Raw genomic sequence first — 17,193 nt, 5'->3', positions numbered from 1 at the left:
GCCCTTAGTATCGGTGGAATTGTTAAAGATGGAAACGGCGAACCTTTACCTGGAACAACAGTTTTTTTATCAGGCACAAAGTTAATTAGTTCAACTGATAGGAATGGCCGATATCTATTTAAAAACCTTTTACCAGGTTCCTATTTAATTGTCGCCAAATTTATTGGCTTTGATAGAGCAAATTATTCTGTAAATGTTGTAGATGAAGCAATAGTGCAAAACTTTATTCTAAAAGAGATGGCCCAACAATTACAACAGGTGGTTATTACTGGCGATGCTCATTGGGAAGAACATTACCAAGAGTTTAAAAAACGATTTTTAGGTAGTACACCAAACGCTGGTAGTTGTAGAATTATAAATAAGGAAGTTCTTCATTTTCGCATGGAAAAAGGTAAGAATATCATTACCGCGACAGCGGATGATTTTTTGGAAATAATAAACGATGCCCTGGGTTATAAAATTAAATATCTTCTGGATGAATTTAAATTCGATTCTAACACGGGCATATTGTCATATCAGGGGTACCCGTCTTTTGAGGAGTTGAAAGCCAGAGACAGTAAACAAGAGATAGTCTGGAGGAAAAATAGGTACAATGCTTACACAGGTTCAATATATAATTTTATACAGTCTCTTTATGATCATAACTCTGATCGACAGGGCTTTAGGATTTATTCTTCCGATTATGACATTAATTCACCATTAGATGACGAAGGATATGAAAAACGAATTACAATTGACGCTAAGCCGGTTATTTTGGATTCAATAGTCAGGGATGGCGATGATAACTTCAAAGTATTAACATTTAAAAAATCACTTTTTATCGTATTTGTAAATGATAGAGAAACTTTTAATTATAAAAATAGCGGCTATATGCTTCGCCGGCCATATGGTTCAAGTATAGATAGTGGCGAGTATTCGATGATAAGCTTGTTAGACAATGATGTCCTAATTGATTCTCGCGGCAATTATAATCCTCCTGGAGCATTGGTACTTAAAGGACACATGGCATGGGAGCACATTGCTGATTTGACACCGTTAGATTCGAAAATATCAAAGCCATGATGTTCATCTGTAAGCCTTCCTGAAATTCGGACCGCTTTGTGCAGGCAATGAGGGAAATCGCAATTAAAAATCAACAAATTAATATGATCAAAGTGTAACGGGATCAACTGTTTGCTATTCCTGAATGGGTTGGTCAATGGCTCCGGGATGTCCAATGTTAAAGTCCAGTTTCCATTGTTCCATAATGGGTTGTTCCAGTTGTATCTGCCTGTATTCGTCGGGCGACATAATGGGAACGCCATACACAATAGGGTATTTCCGCTGGCAATGCACACAGCTTAAAACTCCTTCAATAATGTTTTGGTTGGTATCCTTTACCAGTACCTGTAAGTTAAGGTTTTGCTTATCGAACGGGCAGCATAGTTTTTCAATAGTTTTGAGTCTCATTTTTTATGAAGTTTTTAAAGCATCTTGGTATAGTTCAACGGCTTGTTTAGGATCATCGGCACTTAGTATGCCCGAGATAACTGCCACGCCGTTAAAGGGAGTAGCTTGTTTTAAGGAAATGATATTTTCGGGCGTAATACCACCGGAAACAAAAATGGGCATCGATGTTATTTCCCTGGCTTTTTGTACCGTAGTGGGCATTACAATAGCGCAACTGCCCGCCGAAGATGATGGAAACATGGAGCAGAATGATACATAATCCAACCCATTAGCTTCGGCCCATTCTACAGTTTCCAAATCGCCCGAACAGGTAATGCCGGTTATTACCGGCCTGCCAATATTTCGTCTTATCGCATCAATATTTTCGGGAATGCAGTCAAAGTGTACGCCTTGCAATAACGTTGTTTGGGTAAGTAACTGCCATTCTTCATTAATTAGCACGGGTATGTGGTGGGCATCGCAAAGTGTGGCTATAGCTTCAACAAGGGTTAACTTGTTGGCACCGGCAGGCCAGTTATTCCAAATTTGTACCACTTGTATCCCGGCGCTTAGTGCCGAAGCCAGCTTGGTTAATAATAAGCTTTGCTCCATGGCCGGGTTAAGCACCAGGTAAATGCCACCTATTATTTTATAGTTGGGTTCCATTATTTCCATCCGTTTTTATACGCGTTTAAAAAAGCTGCCCAATAAGGGTCTTTACTGTAATAAGGCATTTCTTTTGATATTCCGCTTTCTATTAATCGATAGCCTTGTTCTTTAGGTGTAAACTGGCCAACTACAGTGGCTTTAATACCGTTTTGCTGTAAACGGGCCAGCACTTTATCGCTATGTTGTGGCTTGGCTGCCATTACCATAGCACCTGCACCAATGCAAAAGCGGCTGTCGATATTAAAAAGAGTACAGATGCTTTGCTGTACTTCGCTTTGTGGTAATAGGTCATTATCAACTACCATACCGTTACCAGATGCTATGGCCATTTCATAAATAGCACCCAGCACGCCGCCTTCGGTTACATCGTGCATCGCACTTACTTCATGATAGGGGGTAACTGTACCAGCGGCAATTAAACCGTCATTAAGTGATGACGTTTGATAGAACAGTTCGCAGCCCCGGTTATAAATCTCGGGCCCCAGTTTGTTTTTTACGGTTTCGGGAAAGCTCATAGCCAGTATAGCCGCAGAAGATAAAGCACACTCTTTGGTTACGATAATTACATCGCCTGCCCGGGCATATTTACTCAGCAAAATATCTTTTGCCTGGGCCGTTAGCAGCATAGTGCCGCCGCCTGCTATGGTAGAATTTTGGCCTTCAATGCTACCTGTATGGCCGCCGGTAATAGCAACACCAATGGTATTGCAGTATTGATGAATGAAATCCCAATAGGTAATAAAATCCTGCTCACTTAGCGTAGGGGGGAGGTTTAAAACCATTTGCGTGTACATGGGTGCAAAGCCGGTGGTTGCCATATCGTTAGCCATTAAATGGACGGATAACCATGCCGACTCCTGCAAACCCAATGAAGGTATTAACGACAATGGATCGCTGGTAAGCGCCAAACCCAAGCCTCCCGGTAAATGAATGAGCGATACATCTATCCCAAAAGCCGGCCCGCTTATTATTTCGCTTCGCGGATGGCCGCAGCGTGGCAGTATGATTTGCTCGAAACCACCATTGGTGATTTTTCCTGATAGGGGCATAGTTTAGTGTTTAATCTGAAAATTTAACATACAGCCCAAAAAAGTCGCCCACGGGCACACTCCATTGCTGCACCGGGAACCATTCGGGCAAGCCGGTACAGGTCCACTCCAGGCTATACTGGCGGCCTTGCAGTGCTTCCTCAATTTTTGATATCAGCATAGCGGGTGTGTAAAAAGTAGCTGTAACGTAAAAGGGGTTTTTACCGAAAAGCTGTTGCACACGCCTGCGTAAAACCTTGGGCGAGTTTCTGTTCATCATACCAAAGGCGATGCCATGTTTGCCCACACGTGCAGCTTCACGTATTACCTGCACCGGGTCGCGGTAGTACTCAAAAGTGGTTATAAAGGCAACCGCATCAAAGGTGTGGTCTTTAAACGGCATAAAGTGCGAGTCGGCATTAACCAGGTCACCGTTAAACAGGTGTACCGCCTGCCCCAGCATAAAGGGCGAGAGGTCGCCACCGGTAGCTTCAATGCCTATTTCGTGCCACCAGCGGGTAAAGCGGGTAGTACCGCAGCCAAATTCCAGCAATTCTTTAACACGCGGGTCTTTGCCTAGTAATTGGCCCATTACTTTTTTTTGCCATACCTCAGCGCGTTTATAACGGCCTTCGTACCATTGCTCGTAAGTGTCGGTGTGTTCGCGGTTAAAAAACCACTCTTTGCGCCCCTGCCAGTTGGTAAGGCCCTGGGTCATCAGCCCAAAATTGTTTTTTCTCTGCTCCATTTATTCAATTGTTAAATTAAAAAGGCCTTGTCACTGATCCTGGAATACACCGGTACAGAAACAAGGCCTCTATGAATAAACAGCTGCGCTGCAAAACATGCTGAACCCATGCATCCCTACGCCGGTATTATCCGTATCAGGTTTCTCGGGTATTATCTCAGCCTTTAACCGTAATGGTAAAAGCACCCCGTGCAAGTATGGCGGCAATGTAGTTATTTTAATAATAACTACGTTTTAAAAAATGCTTTTATGCCGTTTATACTTTATGTAGCAAATTTTAGTCTGAATAATCCTGAATGATGGCTGCATTTCTTTTCGGAAACGATTGCGTAGATTATCATTTGCTAAGGCTTGGTAAACACCTATTGCACTGCTACATTTACCGGCATAAAGCATGAAACACATAATAAAGCCGGATGAAGATTGTTGCTTGCAAGGCCGGCTTTTCGATTGAATACCCTTATGAAAAATTTCTTAGACCAAAACTTTCTGCTTCAAAGTAAAACGGCAGAACACCTATATCATACCTATGCAGCAGGTATGCCCATTATAGATTACCATTGCCACCTTAACCCTGCTCAAATTGCCGGTAATATTAATTTTAGCAACCTTACCGATATTTGGCTCAGGGGCGATCATTATAAATGGCGCGCCATGCGTACCAACGGAATTACTGAAGATTACATTACGGGAGGTAAATCTGACTGGGAAAAGTTTGAAAACTGGGCGGCCACCGTACCCTATACCTTACGGAACCCGTTGTACCACTGGACGCATCTCGAACTGCAGCGCTACTTTGATATCCATGATATCCTATCGCCCAAAACAGCCCGAAGTATTTACGAACAGTGTACCGAGAAGCTGCAGACTGCGGATTACAGTGTACAAAACCTGATCGCCAAAATGAATGTGGAGGTAATTTGTACCACAGATGACCCCATTGATAATTTGAAAGACCACCAAACCATCCGGGATAATGACTGGCAGGTAAAGGTATTGCCGGCTTTCCGGCCGGATAAAGCCATGAATGCGGATGATGTGGTTGCGCTTAATGCTTACATCAGTGAACTGGAAGCTGTGAGTAATATCCACATTGGAGATTATAACGATTACCTAAAGGCTTTAAAAAGCAGGCACGATTATTTTGCCGAAAATGGCTGTTGTGTATCCGACCATGGCCTGGAGCAAATTTTTGCCGAAAATTATACGCAGGAAGAAATCGTTAATGTATTCGCGAAGATCCGTGCCGGTAAAATATTACAACCAGAAGAGGCATTGAAATTTAAATCGGCCATGCTTTATGAATTTGCCATATGGGACCATGAAAAGGGTTGGGTACAACAATACCATCTGGGTGCATTGCGTAATAATAATGTTAGGGCTTACCAGCTTTCGGGGCCGGATACAGGTTACGACTCGATAGGCGATTTTAAACAGGCACAATCCATTGCCAGGTTTATGAACCGCTTGGACAGCACCGATCAACTGGCTAAAACAATTTTATATAATTTAAACCCGGCCGATAACGAACTGATGGCTACCATGGTGGGTAATTATAACGATGGGTCTGTTGCAGGCAAGGTGCAGTTTGGCTCGGCCTGGTGGTTTCTGGATCAAAAAGACGGTATGACGAGGCAGCTAAATGCCCTGTCATCCATGGGCTTATTGAGCCGGTTAGTTGGGATGCTTACAGATTCGAGAAGCTTTATGTCGTACCCGCGCCATGAGTATTTCAGACGCCTGTTATGTAACCTATTGGCAGAAGATATTGAAAACGGAGAGTTACCTGCCGACCTGGAATGGACCGGAAAGATCATTCAGGATATTTGCTATTTTAATGCGAAGGCGTATTTTAAATTTTAATTAGGATAGTAAATAAAAATGGTCTGCTATGTATTGGCAGACCATTTTTATTAACGATCTTTTATAACGAAACCCCACGTTTCCAGGGAATAAAATCGTCCTGGCCATGCTTAACTGCGCTTATCTCAATCTCGCCGCTGGCTACTTTAATTACGTATTCTAAAATACGTTCGCCGGCTTGTTCAATGGTTTCTTCGCCTTCTATAATAGTGCCTGTGTTGATGTCGATAATATCGTTCATCCGCTTGTAAAGCGTGGTATTACTGGCAATTTTAACCACCGGTGCAATAGGGTTACCCGTTGGCGTGCCCAGGCCGGTGGTAAATAAAACTATATTGGCGCCAGAGCCAACCTCGGCAGTGGTAGATTCGACATCGTTGCCCGGCGTGCATAATAAATTGAGGCCCGGCTTGGTCACCTTTTCGGGATAATCCAATACATCAACTACCGGCGATGTGCCGCCTTTTTTTGCCGCCCCTGCAGATTTGATGGCATCGGTAATTAAGCCGTCCTTAATATTACCAGGAGAAGGGTTCATGTCGAAGCCTGAGCCTGCCTCTTCGGCCCGCTGGCTATAAGTACGGATCAGATCAGTAAAGCGTTCGGCATCGACTGGGTCAATGCAGCGGTCAACAATATTTTGCTCCACGCCGCACAGTTCCGGAAATTCGGACAAAATCACTGTGCCGCCTAAGCTTACCAGTAAATCTGATGTGTAGCCTATAGCCGGATTTGCGGATATGCCCGAGAATCCGTCGGAGCCACCGCATTCTAATCCAATGGTCAGGTTGCTTAATGGGGCTGGCTTGCGTATATTTTGGTTGGCCTGTATCAATCCGGCCAGCGTTTGGCGAATTGCTTTATCAAGCATATCTTCCTCGGTACCTGTTTTTTGCTGATCGAGCACGTAAAGCGGCTTATTAAAACCGGGTGATCGCTTTTTAATTTCTTCTTCTAAAATACTAACCTGTGCATTTTGGCAGCCCAGGCTCAATACGGTAGCACCTGCAACGTTGGGGTGTGTAATATAACCGGCCAGTAATCCGCAGAGTGTAATCGAATCCTGGCGGATACCTCCGCAGCCGCCGGTGTGGTTTAAAAACTTAATGCCATCTATATTTGGGAATACTTTGGTACTTGCAGATGCAGTAGTATGCGGTTCTATCTCTGTGTATAAAATCTCTTCCATGCTTCCGCCGGCCCTAATCTTGTCTATCAGGTTTTGTGCCTTCAATTCGTATGATTTTTTTCTGCCGTATCCCAGGGGTTTAATTAACGCTTCTTGCAATACCTCTACATTACGGTTCTCGCAAAACACCATAGGTACAATTAACCAGTAGTTAGCGGTACCTACACTGCCGTCTTCCCGGTGGAAACCATTAAATGTCTTATACCTAAATTTAGTAATATCCGGTTGATGCCAATGATACTGATGACCTTCGGAAAAAAAACTATTGGCGGCATGTTTTACATTGGCGGTACTTAACAAGCCACCCGCTGCAATATTAAATTGGGCTTTGCCTACCAATACGCCATACATCATAATTTCGGCACCGGCAGGTATACTGTTAATGGCAAATTTGTGCTTAGCGGGTATAAATTCTGTAGGTTGATAAGCGATGCCTTGGTAGGTAACTTCTTCGCCGGGTTTAAGGTCTGTTAAAGCAACCAACACATTGTCTGCCGGGTGTACCTTCAATATCCACTGTCTCATTTGGTTAACTTTTTAGGTCGAAATTCTGTAGCATTTGCAATGTGCCCACATCCATTATTTTTTCCAGCTTTTGGGTCACGGCTTCTTTAAAGCCTTTTAGTTGGGTAAGGTCTGTGCCCCAGAGTGTAGTGTCTTTTAATATATTATTTACTACTGTTTTAACATTGCCGCTATTCCACGCGCTTGAAAACAATACGGCATTGCTATCAGTAACTACATAATTTTTGCCGTTAGCAAGGCCGGTATAGTTGCCGTTGCCATCGGGTGCTATCTGCATAAATCTTAAGAAAGCAGCAAACCCAAATGCGCAATTCTCGGGTACGGTATTGGTGTTTTTATAATGATTAAGTAATAACGGCAAAACGCGTAGCTTAAGTTTTGCAGAATATTGTGCCGAGATACTGATCCATTGATGCTCGATATTAGGGTTGCGAAAACGATCGAGTACCTGGTGCATAAATTCGGCTTTTACCTTCTCCGCAATAGCGTAGGGGATAGCCGGTGCAATTTCTTTCGACATTATGTTCAACAGAAAATGTGAAAACGCCGGATTATCCATGGCCTCCTTTACGGTATTAAATCCTGATAAATAAGCAATTGCACACGATAGGGTATGCGTTCCATTTAGCAAACGTAGTTTCAATTCGCGATAGATCTCTATATCTGGTGTAATAACTACGCCGCTATGCACCTGTGAAAATGATAAGACAGACTTGATCTTTTCATTACCTTCAATAGCCCAAAGGCAATACGGTTCGGCAATAATGCGCAGGTTATCCTCATAGCCCGATTGCTTTTCTAACTTATCCTGGAGTGCAGGTTGCGGTTTGCCGGGTACAATTCGGTCTACCAGTGAGTTGCAAAAATTATTGCAGCTTTCCAGCCAGTCCATAAAGGCAGGTTCCAGTTTATTCAGATGGGCCAGTTCCAATACGATAGATTCCAACTTTTTGCCATTATCTACTATCAGTTCGGTTGGGATGATGACCAGGCCGCTTTTGTCACTGCCGCCAAATGCTTTGTACCGCTCATAAAGCAGGGCTAATAATTTGCCGGGGAATGATACTGGTGGATACCTGGTAATATCGTCCTGCACCAGTTGGATACCCACTTCGGTAGTATTGGAGATAATAACCTGTAAATGTGGATTATGAGCCGCCTTTAAAATGCTTTCCCAGTGTTTTGTAGCCGATAATACGCGATTAATGGATGAATTAATGATCTGTTCATTTACCTCTTTACCATTTGCTACGCCTTTAATATACAAGGTATAAAGCCCATCTTGTCGGTCAAATTCAGTTGTCGAACCGGCATCGGTTGATTTTATAATGGCTATACGGCCATTAAATATGCCCTCGCGGTTTGCCTTGTCTATAAAATAATCTGGCAGGCCTCTTAATAATACACCTGTGCCAAATTGCAGCACTTTTTCGGGAAGGTCAAAAATATCTTCATCGGGCACAACCAGATCCGTAGCGTCGATTTTTTTAAGATTGTATCGGGTTAGTATCATATCAATTTAGTTATTAAGGGCATTATGCCCATTTGGGGTATTTTTTATTGGTGCTTATATTTGTTATTCATTATTCTTTTTAGTGACAGGTATTTGCTTTACTGCCCATTGCACCAGGTCTGTTGCGGCTTGGTAATTCTGGTATTCGGCAGGCAGTTTGCGGCCATCTACATATTCGTTATAAAACCAGGGGTCGCCTACGGCAAAAACAGTTCCTTTACCATATTTTGCTGTAGCGATAATTACATCTCCTTTATCGGTTAAAGAAGCTTTAGCCGGAGCAGTAACTTTTAGCGTGCTGATTTCTTTGACGTAAACTTTTTTTGCGGTTTTAAAAATCGCATTGTCTGTCGGGATGCTAATGGCGGCCTGCTCAAACTGAGTTCCCTGTACGTGGTTGCGGCTATCCTCATTAAACTGGATGCCGAATTTTGCCATCAAACTATTAAGGTGCTTAAATTCGGCATTGCCGGTATCATTATTTAATATTAGCAATACACCCCCGGCTTTAACCCACTCGCTGATGGCCTTAATGTGCGGTGTTTCTATGTATTTAGCATCCGGGTTTTCTTTTGGAATGTCGGGATCTACAATGATATAGATATCCGCTTTTTTGAGATTTAAAGCAGTTGGCGCTTCATTAAGTGTCTGTGTGCTTATACCGTAATTGTTAAATAAGTGCCCCATAAAAGAAAAACCGCTGTTGGGCAACTCATCCCATTTGTAGTGAAAGGGCATAACCTTGCCTGTTACATCAGTTTTGTGCTCATTATTAAAATAACTATCCAGTAAAACCACCTTTCCCTTGCCTGTATCCACGTGGGTAATACGTTCAACCTCAACACTGGCCAGGATAAAAGCGCCAACCCCTTTGGGGTCATTTGGTATCACTTTTTCGCTCAAATAATACTCGTAGGTGCCGTCCCTGTAGGGTTTGCCGCCTAAGCCACCCACGCTTACGGTGCCGTTTAAGTTAACCTGGCCGTTAGCATCACTCTCAATCATGTTGCTGACGATGCCTTTATAGCCATGTTGAGCAATGGATAAATAAGCAGCAGGTAAATAGCCCTTGCGCACCCCTTTAGCCAGTGCGTAAACAAACATGCTGGATACTGATGCTTCAGGATAATTGCCCTTTGCGCTTGCTTTGTCCAATATTTGATACCATAAACCCGATTGCGGGTCTTGATACTTCTTAATAGCAACAGCCAGGCGTTGTAATATTGCCACAAGCTGGGCCCGTTTAGGGTGTTGGGCCGGGAAGTTATCCAATACATCAACCAAAGCCATGGCATACCAGCCATCGGCACGGCCCCAAAAGTTTTTAGATAGGCCTGTTTTCGAATCTGCCCAGCGCTCCTGGTGGCTTTGGTCCCAGGCATGGTAAAGGAGTCCGGTTTTAGGATCTCGGGCTTGTTTTTCCATCAGGATAAACTGATTGGCTATATCGTCAAACGCGGCATCGTCATGAACCATTGCGGCGTATTCTGTATAAAAGGGCTCGGCCATGTACAAGCCATCCAGCCACATCTGGTTGGGGTACCGCTTTTTATGCCAGAAACCACCCTCGGTAACACGCGGCTGTTCTTTTAATTGCCGGCGTAGCAGGGTAGCAGCTTTGTAGTATTTTTCGCTGCCTGTTACTTTATAAAGCGTTAATAAATTACGCCCGCATAATATATTGTCTAGGTTGTAGTCTTCGGCTTTGTAGGTTTTGATGTTGCCATCTGCCGTTACAAACTGATCCATACAATGCTGGATGTATTTGAAATATTGGCCGTCGCCGGTTTGCATCCACACACCTTCAATACCTTTTAATATAACGCCATGGTCATAAGTCCATTTGCCCGATGGCAGGGTGTCTTTCCACAAAGTCATAGCGGTTGCAGCCATGCGTTGCGATAGTGGCTTTTCCTGTGCTTGTACAGCACAAATACCAATCATCAGCAGTAGAAATATGTAAATGATCTTCCTCATCTTAATTCAGTATGAATGATTTTTCTGAAGCGCCACCGGTAAACTCAACAGTGTTTTTTGCTTCACTTGCCGAAGTATTGCTCACCCGGATAGCTTTTGCTTTTTCTCCGCTGATACCGAATAACAAGTCGCTGGCGGCATTATATTTCAGGCCGTCAAAAGTAATGGCAGCGCTGTTATTGATCTTTACTACCGGGTTTGTACTGCCAGTTACCAGTTGTACATTTTTAAAGTAAATACCGGTTGCCTCGATACATTCAATGCCTTTTTTCGATTTAATCACCATGTTGTTGAGGTAAATATCTGCGATATTCATTTCGGGTAACCCGCGGATAAAAACTGCTTTGGCGGCGCCGTCACATACCACATTACTTACATGGAAATCTTTAAACTGCGGCGTAGCGGCCGTAATCGGAAAAGTTTCAAGCTTGGGTACATCACGGTTTTCGCCTGCAAGGGGCACAGGGTCTTTGGCCTCGTAATACATATCGAACAACAGGGCTTCGCCTGCAATACCTTTCATGTTGATGTCTGATATGTAGATCTTTTCTACCACGCCGCCACGGCCACGGGTTGTTTTAAAACGCAGGCCAACGTCTGTACCTATAAAAGAGCAGTTGGATACAAAAATATTCTTAGCCCCGCCCGACATTTCACTGCCGATAACAAAGCCGCCATGCGCATGGTAAACGATACAATTACGCACAATTACGTTTTCGGTAGGGATACCGCGCTTGCGGCCTTCCTCATCACGGCCCGATTTGATGCAGATGCCATCATCGCCCACATCAAATGTGCTGTTTTCTATCAATGCATTCCGGCATGATTCCAGGTCTATCCCGTCGCCGTTTTGCGCATACCAGGGGTTTTTTACCTGCACGTTTCGCACCGTAACATCCTCGCACATTAAAGGATGCAGGTTCCATGCCGGTGAATTTTGGAAGGTAACACTCTCCAGTAATACTTTTTTACAGCTTTCCAGTACCACGAGGTTCGGCCTCAAAAAATCTTTAATATCTTCATAGTCTTTAACGGTTTTGCCATTCACTAATACACCGGCTTGCTTGGTTTGCGAACCTTTTAATGATTTTTCTGACGGGTACCAGGTCTTTTTATCCTCACTAACCAAACCACCAGAAGCCACCAGGTTTTTCCACTGGGTTTCGGTTAGTTTGTCTTTTTTAACCATGCGCCATGCATCGCCGTTTCCATCAACAATACCAGAGCCGGTTATGGCAACATTCACCAGGTTTTTACCCGAAATAGGCGACTGGTTGCGTACCGATGGCAGGCCTTCCCAGTTACCTGCTATTAAAGGGTACTGATCAAAATCTTTAGTAAACAGCAGGATGGCATCGCGGTTAATATGTAGGTTAACATTGCTTTTAAGTACTACAGGGCCGGTAAGCCATAAACCCGTAGGTACCAAAACTACGCCGCCGCCAGCCTTATTACAGGCGTTAACAGCGTTATTTATTGCAGCTGTATTTAATGTAATGCCATTGCCAATAGCGCCAAAACGGGCGATGTTAAATGTATCCTTTTTAAATACCGGCTGCTTTGTTTGCGGTAATACCATCCCTGCAAAAGGGTTTAGCCCCGGTTTGGTTTTTGCAGGTATTTTTTGTGCCGAAACGCTTAAAAAAAACAACGTTGCCGACAATAAACTTATGCTGGCTTTATTAAATATACTCATAAATATCTCTTCGGATAATTTGGTTTTTGGCTGTGCGAAACACACATTTCAGGCAATTCTAGTTAGTTTTTTACGCTTTAAACATTTATCAGGTATAATTATTTATGCAATCGTTCCCGGAAACGTTTGCATGGTTTGGATACCAACACCCTGTTTATTTATTACCATCATAGATATTAAATCCAGGGTTCCATTTATCCGGTCCGGCCAATATATTTTGTAGTGTGACATAATCCTGCGCTTCTTTTGCTGAAAGCTGTTTTGACCAACTAACACGATCATTACTTGCTGCACTTTTACCGTAATTGTTATACTCGGCGTAGTAGGTTGTTTTTTCTTTATCAGGGAACATGGCATCACCCTTCCACGGGTTCCAGCCCTCCGGTAAAATATGGCTGCCTAAATCGCAATGGATATACACGGTTTTGGCATAAGGCCGCCAGGGCCTGCCGAGATAAACTTTGGTAACGCCGGTATCTGCAATTAGCCTGCAATTGACTATTACAAAGCCGAACTGTTGTTGCGGTGTTGTAGCCGCTGCCGTAATGTAAGAATTGACGAGACTTTTAATGGTGCAGTAAGAGAATATCGCGGTAGCTTCGCCGAAAATAAAGTCGGTAGTGCCTTCGATATAACAACGCTCATAAAGCTGGCGACTATTGCCGGTAGCGGCTTAAAGCGTATCCTGGTTACCTAATAAACGGCAGTATCTAATCACGCAGCGATCGCCTTCTACATGTAAAGCAACGGCTTGCCCAACCCGGCCTGCAGTATTCTCGATAGTCAGGTTTTTGGCTACAAAATCATTGCCTTGTACAAAAACGGTGTAAGATGTGTACGTGCTAAACTTGTCTTTACCGAAAGCATCTTTTCCACCCGGATAAGCCTTGCCCGAATAATCATTATTAGTAATAATGGTATTTGCTGCATCATCACCAATGAGCGAGATATGTGTCTTCCAAGATGGGATCACCAGCTTTTCGTGGTAAATGCCTTTTTTGATATGGATGATTACCTGCTTTTGCGAAAGATCGCGCACGGCATTTACAGCTTCCTGTATGGTTCTGTAATTACTATAGCCGTCAGTCCCTACCGTTAGTTCAGTAGGAGAGCTAGCGATTTGGGCTTTTACCTGTAAGGTGATTAAGCACCCTAAAACAAACAATAATTTTCGCATGTCTATTTATCCTGTAATGGATTCCAGTGATCTTTACCTCCTAAAATATTTTTTAACGTGTATTGCTTTACCTCGTTGTCGGTTAGCTGTTTGCTCCATAATATCCTTGCCGATGGATTTGCACCCGGCCCGGTACTTTTATATTCGGCATAGCGGGCTGTTTTTTCATTGGCAGGATTTTTCCAGTTGTGCCATCCTGCGGGGATAATGTGGCGGCCAATATTGCAACGGATATAGGTTACACTGCCATAAGGCTTCCATGGGCGGCCCAGGCTTACATTGTGGAGGTTGGTATCTGCTGTTAACGTACAATCAAAAAACACAAAGCCGTAGGTTTCCTTTGGGTCGGTTGAGGCTGCGGTTACATGTGAGTTTTTTTTACTGTGAATATGGCAGCTTTGAAATACGGCAACAGCCGGGCCGAAGATAAAATCGGTAGTGCCTTCGATATAACAGTTTTGGTAATATTGCCTGCTATTTGAGCCCTCGCCGCTACAAAACAATACATCCTGAAAGCCTTTGAAAATACAATCGAAAAAGCGCAGTTTGTCGCCATGTGCAAACACCGCTGTAGCTTGCCCGGCAGTAAAGCCCGCATTGTTTTCGAAAGTAATATTGCGTGCAGTGAAATTATCGGCTTTTAAAAAAAACGAGGCCGACGTATAAGTGTTCAATGTATCACCTTTGGCTGTTACTACGCCGATATGATTGTTAAAAGTAAGAATGGTATTGTCCTTATCTTCCCCTTTAAGCGTTACAAAGTTTTTGCCAGAGTCGAGGTTAAGCAACTCTTTGTAAATGCCCTTCTTAATATAAATTTCAATAGGCTTTTTGTTTTTAAACGGTATGGCATCAAAAGCTGCCTGTACGGTTTTGTAATCTCCGCTACCATCTTGCGCAACAGTGATGTGTTTTTGCGCATGCAGGTTTGCATATAATAATGTAGATAAAAATAACAGGAATATTTTCTTCATTTTATTTAATAGTTGCGTTAGGGTTCCACCCTTTTAGTACATTGTTTATGGTATAAAGGCTCGCTTCCGCCTCGGTTAACTGGTGCGACCAGTTAACTCTGTCGTCTGGTTTAAAGCCGTCGCCTGTGTTTTTGTATTCCGCATAGTAAGCTGTGGTTTTGTTGCTTTCTTTACGCCAGAAGTCCCAGCCCTGGGCAATGATCTGTGTTCCAAGATCACAATTAATATACACCACTTTGGCATATGGCCGCCAGGGGCGGCCCAGGTAAAAGCTTTGCGACGGTGCATCGCCGGTTATGTTGCAGTTTTTAAAAACATAACCATATTTTACACTATCGGGTGTTGATGCTGCGGTAACAAAACCGCCTCCTTTTTTGCAGTAAATAGTACAGTTTTGAAACCACGCCGTAGCTGCACCGAATATAAAATCGACTGTGCCTTCAATATAACAAGCTACATAAAGCTGGCGGCTACCGGGCCCGAAAGTGTACAAGGTGTCCTGAAAACCCAGGAAGCGGCAATTTTTAAAAAAAGCCAGATCGCCCGCTACCCACAAGGCCACAGCCTGGCCGGCATTTAATCCGGCTGTATTTTGGATGGTTAAATTTTCTGCGGAAAACCCCGCACCATAAATGTAAAAACTTGCCGAACCGCTGGTGCCTATTTCTTTACCTGTACTGTCCTTGCGGGCATGGTAATCATCATAAGTAATAATGGTGTTGCTCTTGTCCTCGCCAATCATTTTAACGTTAAGCTTGGTGGCAGGCAATATGAGCTTTTCTTTATAGATGCCTTTTTTAATATAGATCACCGTTACTTGCTTGCTGCTATCGGCCACGGCATTAATGGCCTGCTGTATGGTTTTATAATTGCCGCTTCCGTCAGCCGCTACAATAAGCCTCTTTTGGCTGTAAGCAGTTACCGATAGAAGTAAACCCAGCGATATGAATAGAAACAACCTCATTTAGCAACAGGTTTTGGTTTGATAATATGTTCGGCTAAGTCAGGGAGTAAAGTTCTAATATCAGCTAATACCAACTCGGCTATTCTTCGCGCGCCCAATTCGCTAAAGTGGGTGTTATCTTGTTTGCCATCGGGGTAATTAGGGTGTTCTCCGGGTACCAAATAGTTGTATAAAAGTTGAGATCTGTCCGGGCCTAATTCCTGTAACAAGTCCTGGCTTTTCTGGTCCAGGTCTATCATTAGTACATGGTTCTCCTGGGCTACTTGTTTTACCAAAGGAGTATAAATAGGGTGCATAGGCACTACCTTGCCATTCTCATCAAACTTTCTGCGGGCAACCGGGGTAATTAAAACAGGGATCGCGTTTTTGCTACGTGCTAAGGTTACAAATTGGAGCAGGTATTTTTTAAAATCATCTTCGGGCGTGTAAGTTACCTTGGTTTTTACTTCATCATTATGCCCAAACTGGATGAAGAGGTAATCGCCTTCTTTAAGGTTATCTGCCACGGGTTGCCACAGGCCTTCGGCGATGAATGATTTGGTACTACGCCCGTTCTTGGCGCGGTTGTCAATGGTTATGGTCGAATCGAAAAAATTGGCAAAAGGCATGCCCCAGCCGGTTTCGGGATAAGCGCGTTTTTCTTTGATAGACATGGTAGAATCGCCGATCATATAAACGGTAATATGCTTAGACGGAAGTTTAAACGCGGCGAAAATTAATCCGGCTAATACCAAACTACAGATGATGTGTTTTTTAGATGCAGGGGTTTTCATGTTATTCTTTAACTAAGCTGTTAAGGTAAACTTCGAGGTTGGTATATTGCTTATCTGGTTGTATAGCAGCACCGTCGGTCGGGTCATTAGGGCTAAGGCCGTGTTGCTTTTCCCAGGCATCGGGTATGCCGTCGTGGTCGGTGTCTAAAGGGGCGGGTAGCGATTTCAAGTCAGGCCAGCCGCCTACATCTTTTTGCGAATCGATAATGCCATTGTGTTCGCTGCCTTCTTTGGCGGTGCCGGTGGCTACATCATTCAAGGTGCGTAAGTCAACCGGGTCGCGGTATATATTGGCCCCGGCTTTTTGTAATACTGCCTGGTAGGCATCTTCGGCTGTTTGTACATGAATGGACAGTGTTTTTAACGGCGTATCAATTTTAGCAATTCCTAGTGCTTCATCTTTCTGTCCTTGCACACCCAGCCAGTTATTTGCTGTAACTTTTTGGTTGCCTACCAATACATTACCACTTAAATAATATTGGCCGAATGGTGCCCAGGGGTTGAGAATGCGGTTATAAGTTTTAACTGTAGCAGGGCCGGGTTTATAATAATTGTTAATGATGTTGTATTTACCCCTTTCGCCGCCATAAGTGCTGTTGCCACCCCAGTTAAAGATCACGTTGTTGGTGAAGTCAACGTATTCATCAGCCGGATTGGGTACTGATTCGG

General features: G+C 43.6%; 14 protein-coding genes, 1 pseudogene and 1 riboswitch. Of the genes and pseudogenes, 2 read left to right on the top strand and 13 right to left on the bottom strand.

The window, feature by feature from the left end; translation table 11 throughout:
* The coding region (locus RG47T_RS11770; protein WP_074489648.1) for a carboxypeptidase-like regulatory domain-containing protein at positions 1-1,062 on the top strand (1,062 nt) is incomplete at its 5' end.
* Between the two features lie 114 nt (positions 1,063-1,176).
* On the opposite strand, the gene RG47T_RS11765 is transcribed toward RG47T_RS11770, so the two are convergent.
* The 4 genes from RG47T_RS11765 to RG47T_RS11750 are packed head-to-tail and all read right to left on the bottom strand — an operon-like array spanning position 1,177 to position 3,873.
* A complete protein-coding gene (locus RG47T_RS11765; protein ID WP_074489647.1) occupies positions 1,177-1,449 on the bottom strand; it encodes a Trm112 family protein in 273 nt (90 codons plus the stop codon).
* A gap of 3 nt (positions 1,450-1,452) precedes the next feature.
* On the bottom strand, positions 1,453-2,103 hold the full coding sequence (locus tag RG47T_RS11760; protein ID WP_245770811.1) for a thiamine phosphate synthase: 651 nt from the start codon (positions 2,101-2,103) through the stop codon (positions 1,453-1,455).
* Positions 2,094-3,146 carry an AIR synthase family protein gene (locus RG47T_RS11755; RefSeq protein WP_074489646.1) on the bottom strand — a complete coding sequence of 351 codons (1,053 nt, stop codon included), beginning with the start codon at positions 3,144-3,146 and terminating at the stop codon, positions 2,094-2,096. The genes RG47T_RS11760 and RG47T_RS11755 overlap by 10 nt, the downstream gene beginning before the upstream one ends.
* Before the next feature lie 10 nt (positions 3,147-3,156).
* Positions 3,157-3,873 (bottom strand): class I SAM-dependent methyltransferase, encoded by a 717-nt coding sequence (locus RG47T_RS11750; RefSeq protein ID WP_074489645.1) that lies wholly within the window; start codon positions 3,871-3,873, stop codon positions 3,157-3,159.
* A 96-nt stretch (positions 3,874-3,969) separates the two neighbouring features.
* A riboswitch (TPP riboswitch) is annotated at positions 3,970-4,073 on the bottom strand.
* Positions 4,074-4,335: 262 nt separating this feature from the next.
* Between RG47T_RS11750 and uxaC the strand changes: the two genes are divergently transcribed.
* Entirely contained in the window at positions 4,336-5,736 is a 1,401-nt protein-coding gene (gene uxaC, locus RG47T_RS11745) for a glucuronate isomerase (RefSeq protein WP_074489644.1), read from the top strand.
* Between the two features lie 61 nt (positions 5,737-5,797).
* On the opposite strand, the gene RG47T_RS11740 is transcribed toward uxaC, so the two are convergent.
* From RG47T_RS11740 to RG47T_RS25740, 9 genes and pseudogenes are all read right to left on the bottom strand, one after another.
* The gene (locus tag RG47T_RS11740) at positions 5,798-7,450 is read right to left on the bottom strand and encodes a UxaA family hydrolase (protein ID WP_074489643.1); all 1,653 of its coding nucleotides are present in this window, start codon (positions 7,448-7,450) and stop codon (positions 5,798-5,800) included.
* 4 nt (positions 7,451-7,454) lie between these two features.
* Positions 7,455-8,963, bottom strand: coding sequence for a tagaturonate reductase (locus RG47T_RS11735; RefSeq protein WP_074489642.1), 1,509 nt, complete (start codon positions 8,961-8,963; stop codon positions 7,455-7,457).
* A 63-nt stretch (positions 8,964-9,026) separates the two neighbouring features.
* The gene (locus tag RG47T_RS11730) at positions 9,027-10,940 is read right to left on the bottom strand and encodes a glycoside hydrolase family 88/105 protein (protein ID WP_074489641.1); all 1,914 of its coding nucleotides are present in this window, start codon (positions 10,938-10,940) and stop codon (positions 9,027-9,029) included.
* Position 10,941: 1 nt separating this feature from the next.
* The gene (locus RG47T_RS11725) at positions 10,942-12,636 is read right to left on the bottom strand and encodes a glycoside hydrolase family 28 protein (RefSeq protein ID WP_074493368.1); all 1,695 of its coding nucleotides are present in this window, start codon (positions 12,634-12,636) and stop codon (positions 10,942-10,944) included.
* Between the two features lie 154 nt (positions 12,637-12,790).
* Positions 12,791-13,813: pseudogene (locus RG47T_RS11720) on the bottom strand (pectinesterase family protein).
* Between the two features lie 2 nt (positions 13,814-13,815).
* On the bottom strand, positions 13,816-14,787 hold the full coding sequence (locus tag RG47T_RS11715; RefSeq protein WP_074489640.1) for a pectinesterase family protein: 972 nt from the start codon (positions 14,785-14,787) through the stop codon (positions 13,816-13,818).
* A 1-nt stretch (position 14,788) separates the two neighbouring features.
* Positions 14,789-15,751, bottom strand: coding sequence for a pectinesterase family protein (locus tag RG47T_RS11710; protein WP_074489639.1), 963 nt, complete (start codon positions 15,749-15,751; stop codon positions 14,789-14,791).
* Entirely contained in the window at positions 15,748-16,524 is a 777-nt protein-coding gene (locus RG47T_RS11705; RefSeq protein ID WP_074489638.1) for a rhamnogalacturonan acetylesterase, read from the bottom strand. Before RG47T_RS11705 ends, RG47T_RS11710 begins: the two co-directional genes overlap by 4 nt.
* Position 16,525: 1 nt before the next feature.
* Positions 16,526-17,193, bottom strand: a 668-nt coding sequence (locus RG47T_RS25740) for a thrombospondin type 3 repeat-containing protein (protein WP_216351047.1), incomplete at its 5' end; no start/stop codon positions are given.

Origin of the sequence: Mucilaginibacter polytrichastri, assembly GCF_001911425.1 — a bacterium.
Lineage (GTDB): Bacteria > Bacteroidota > Bacteroidia > Sphingobacteriales > Sphingobacteriaceae > Mucilaginibacter > Mucilaginibacter polytrichastri.
Note: the sequence above shows the minus strand (reverse complement) of the source record. Positions and strands in the feature narration are given on the sequence as shown.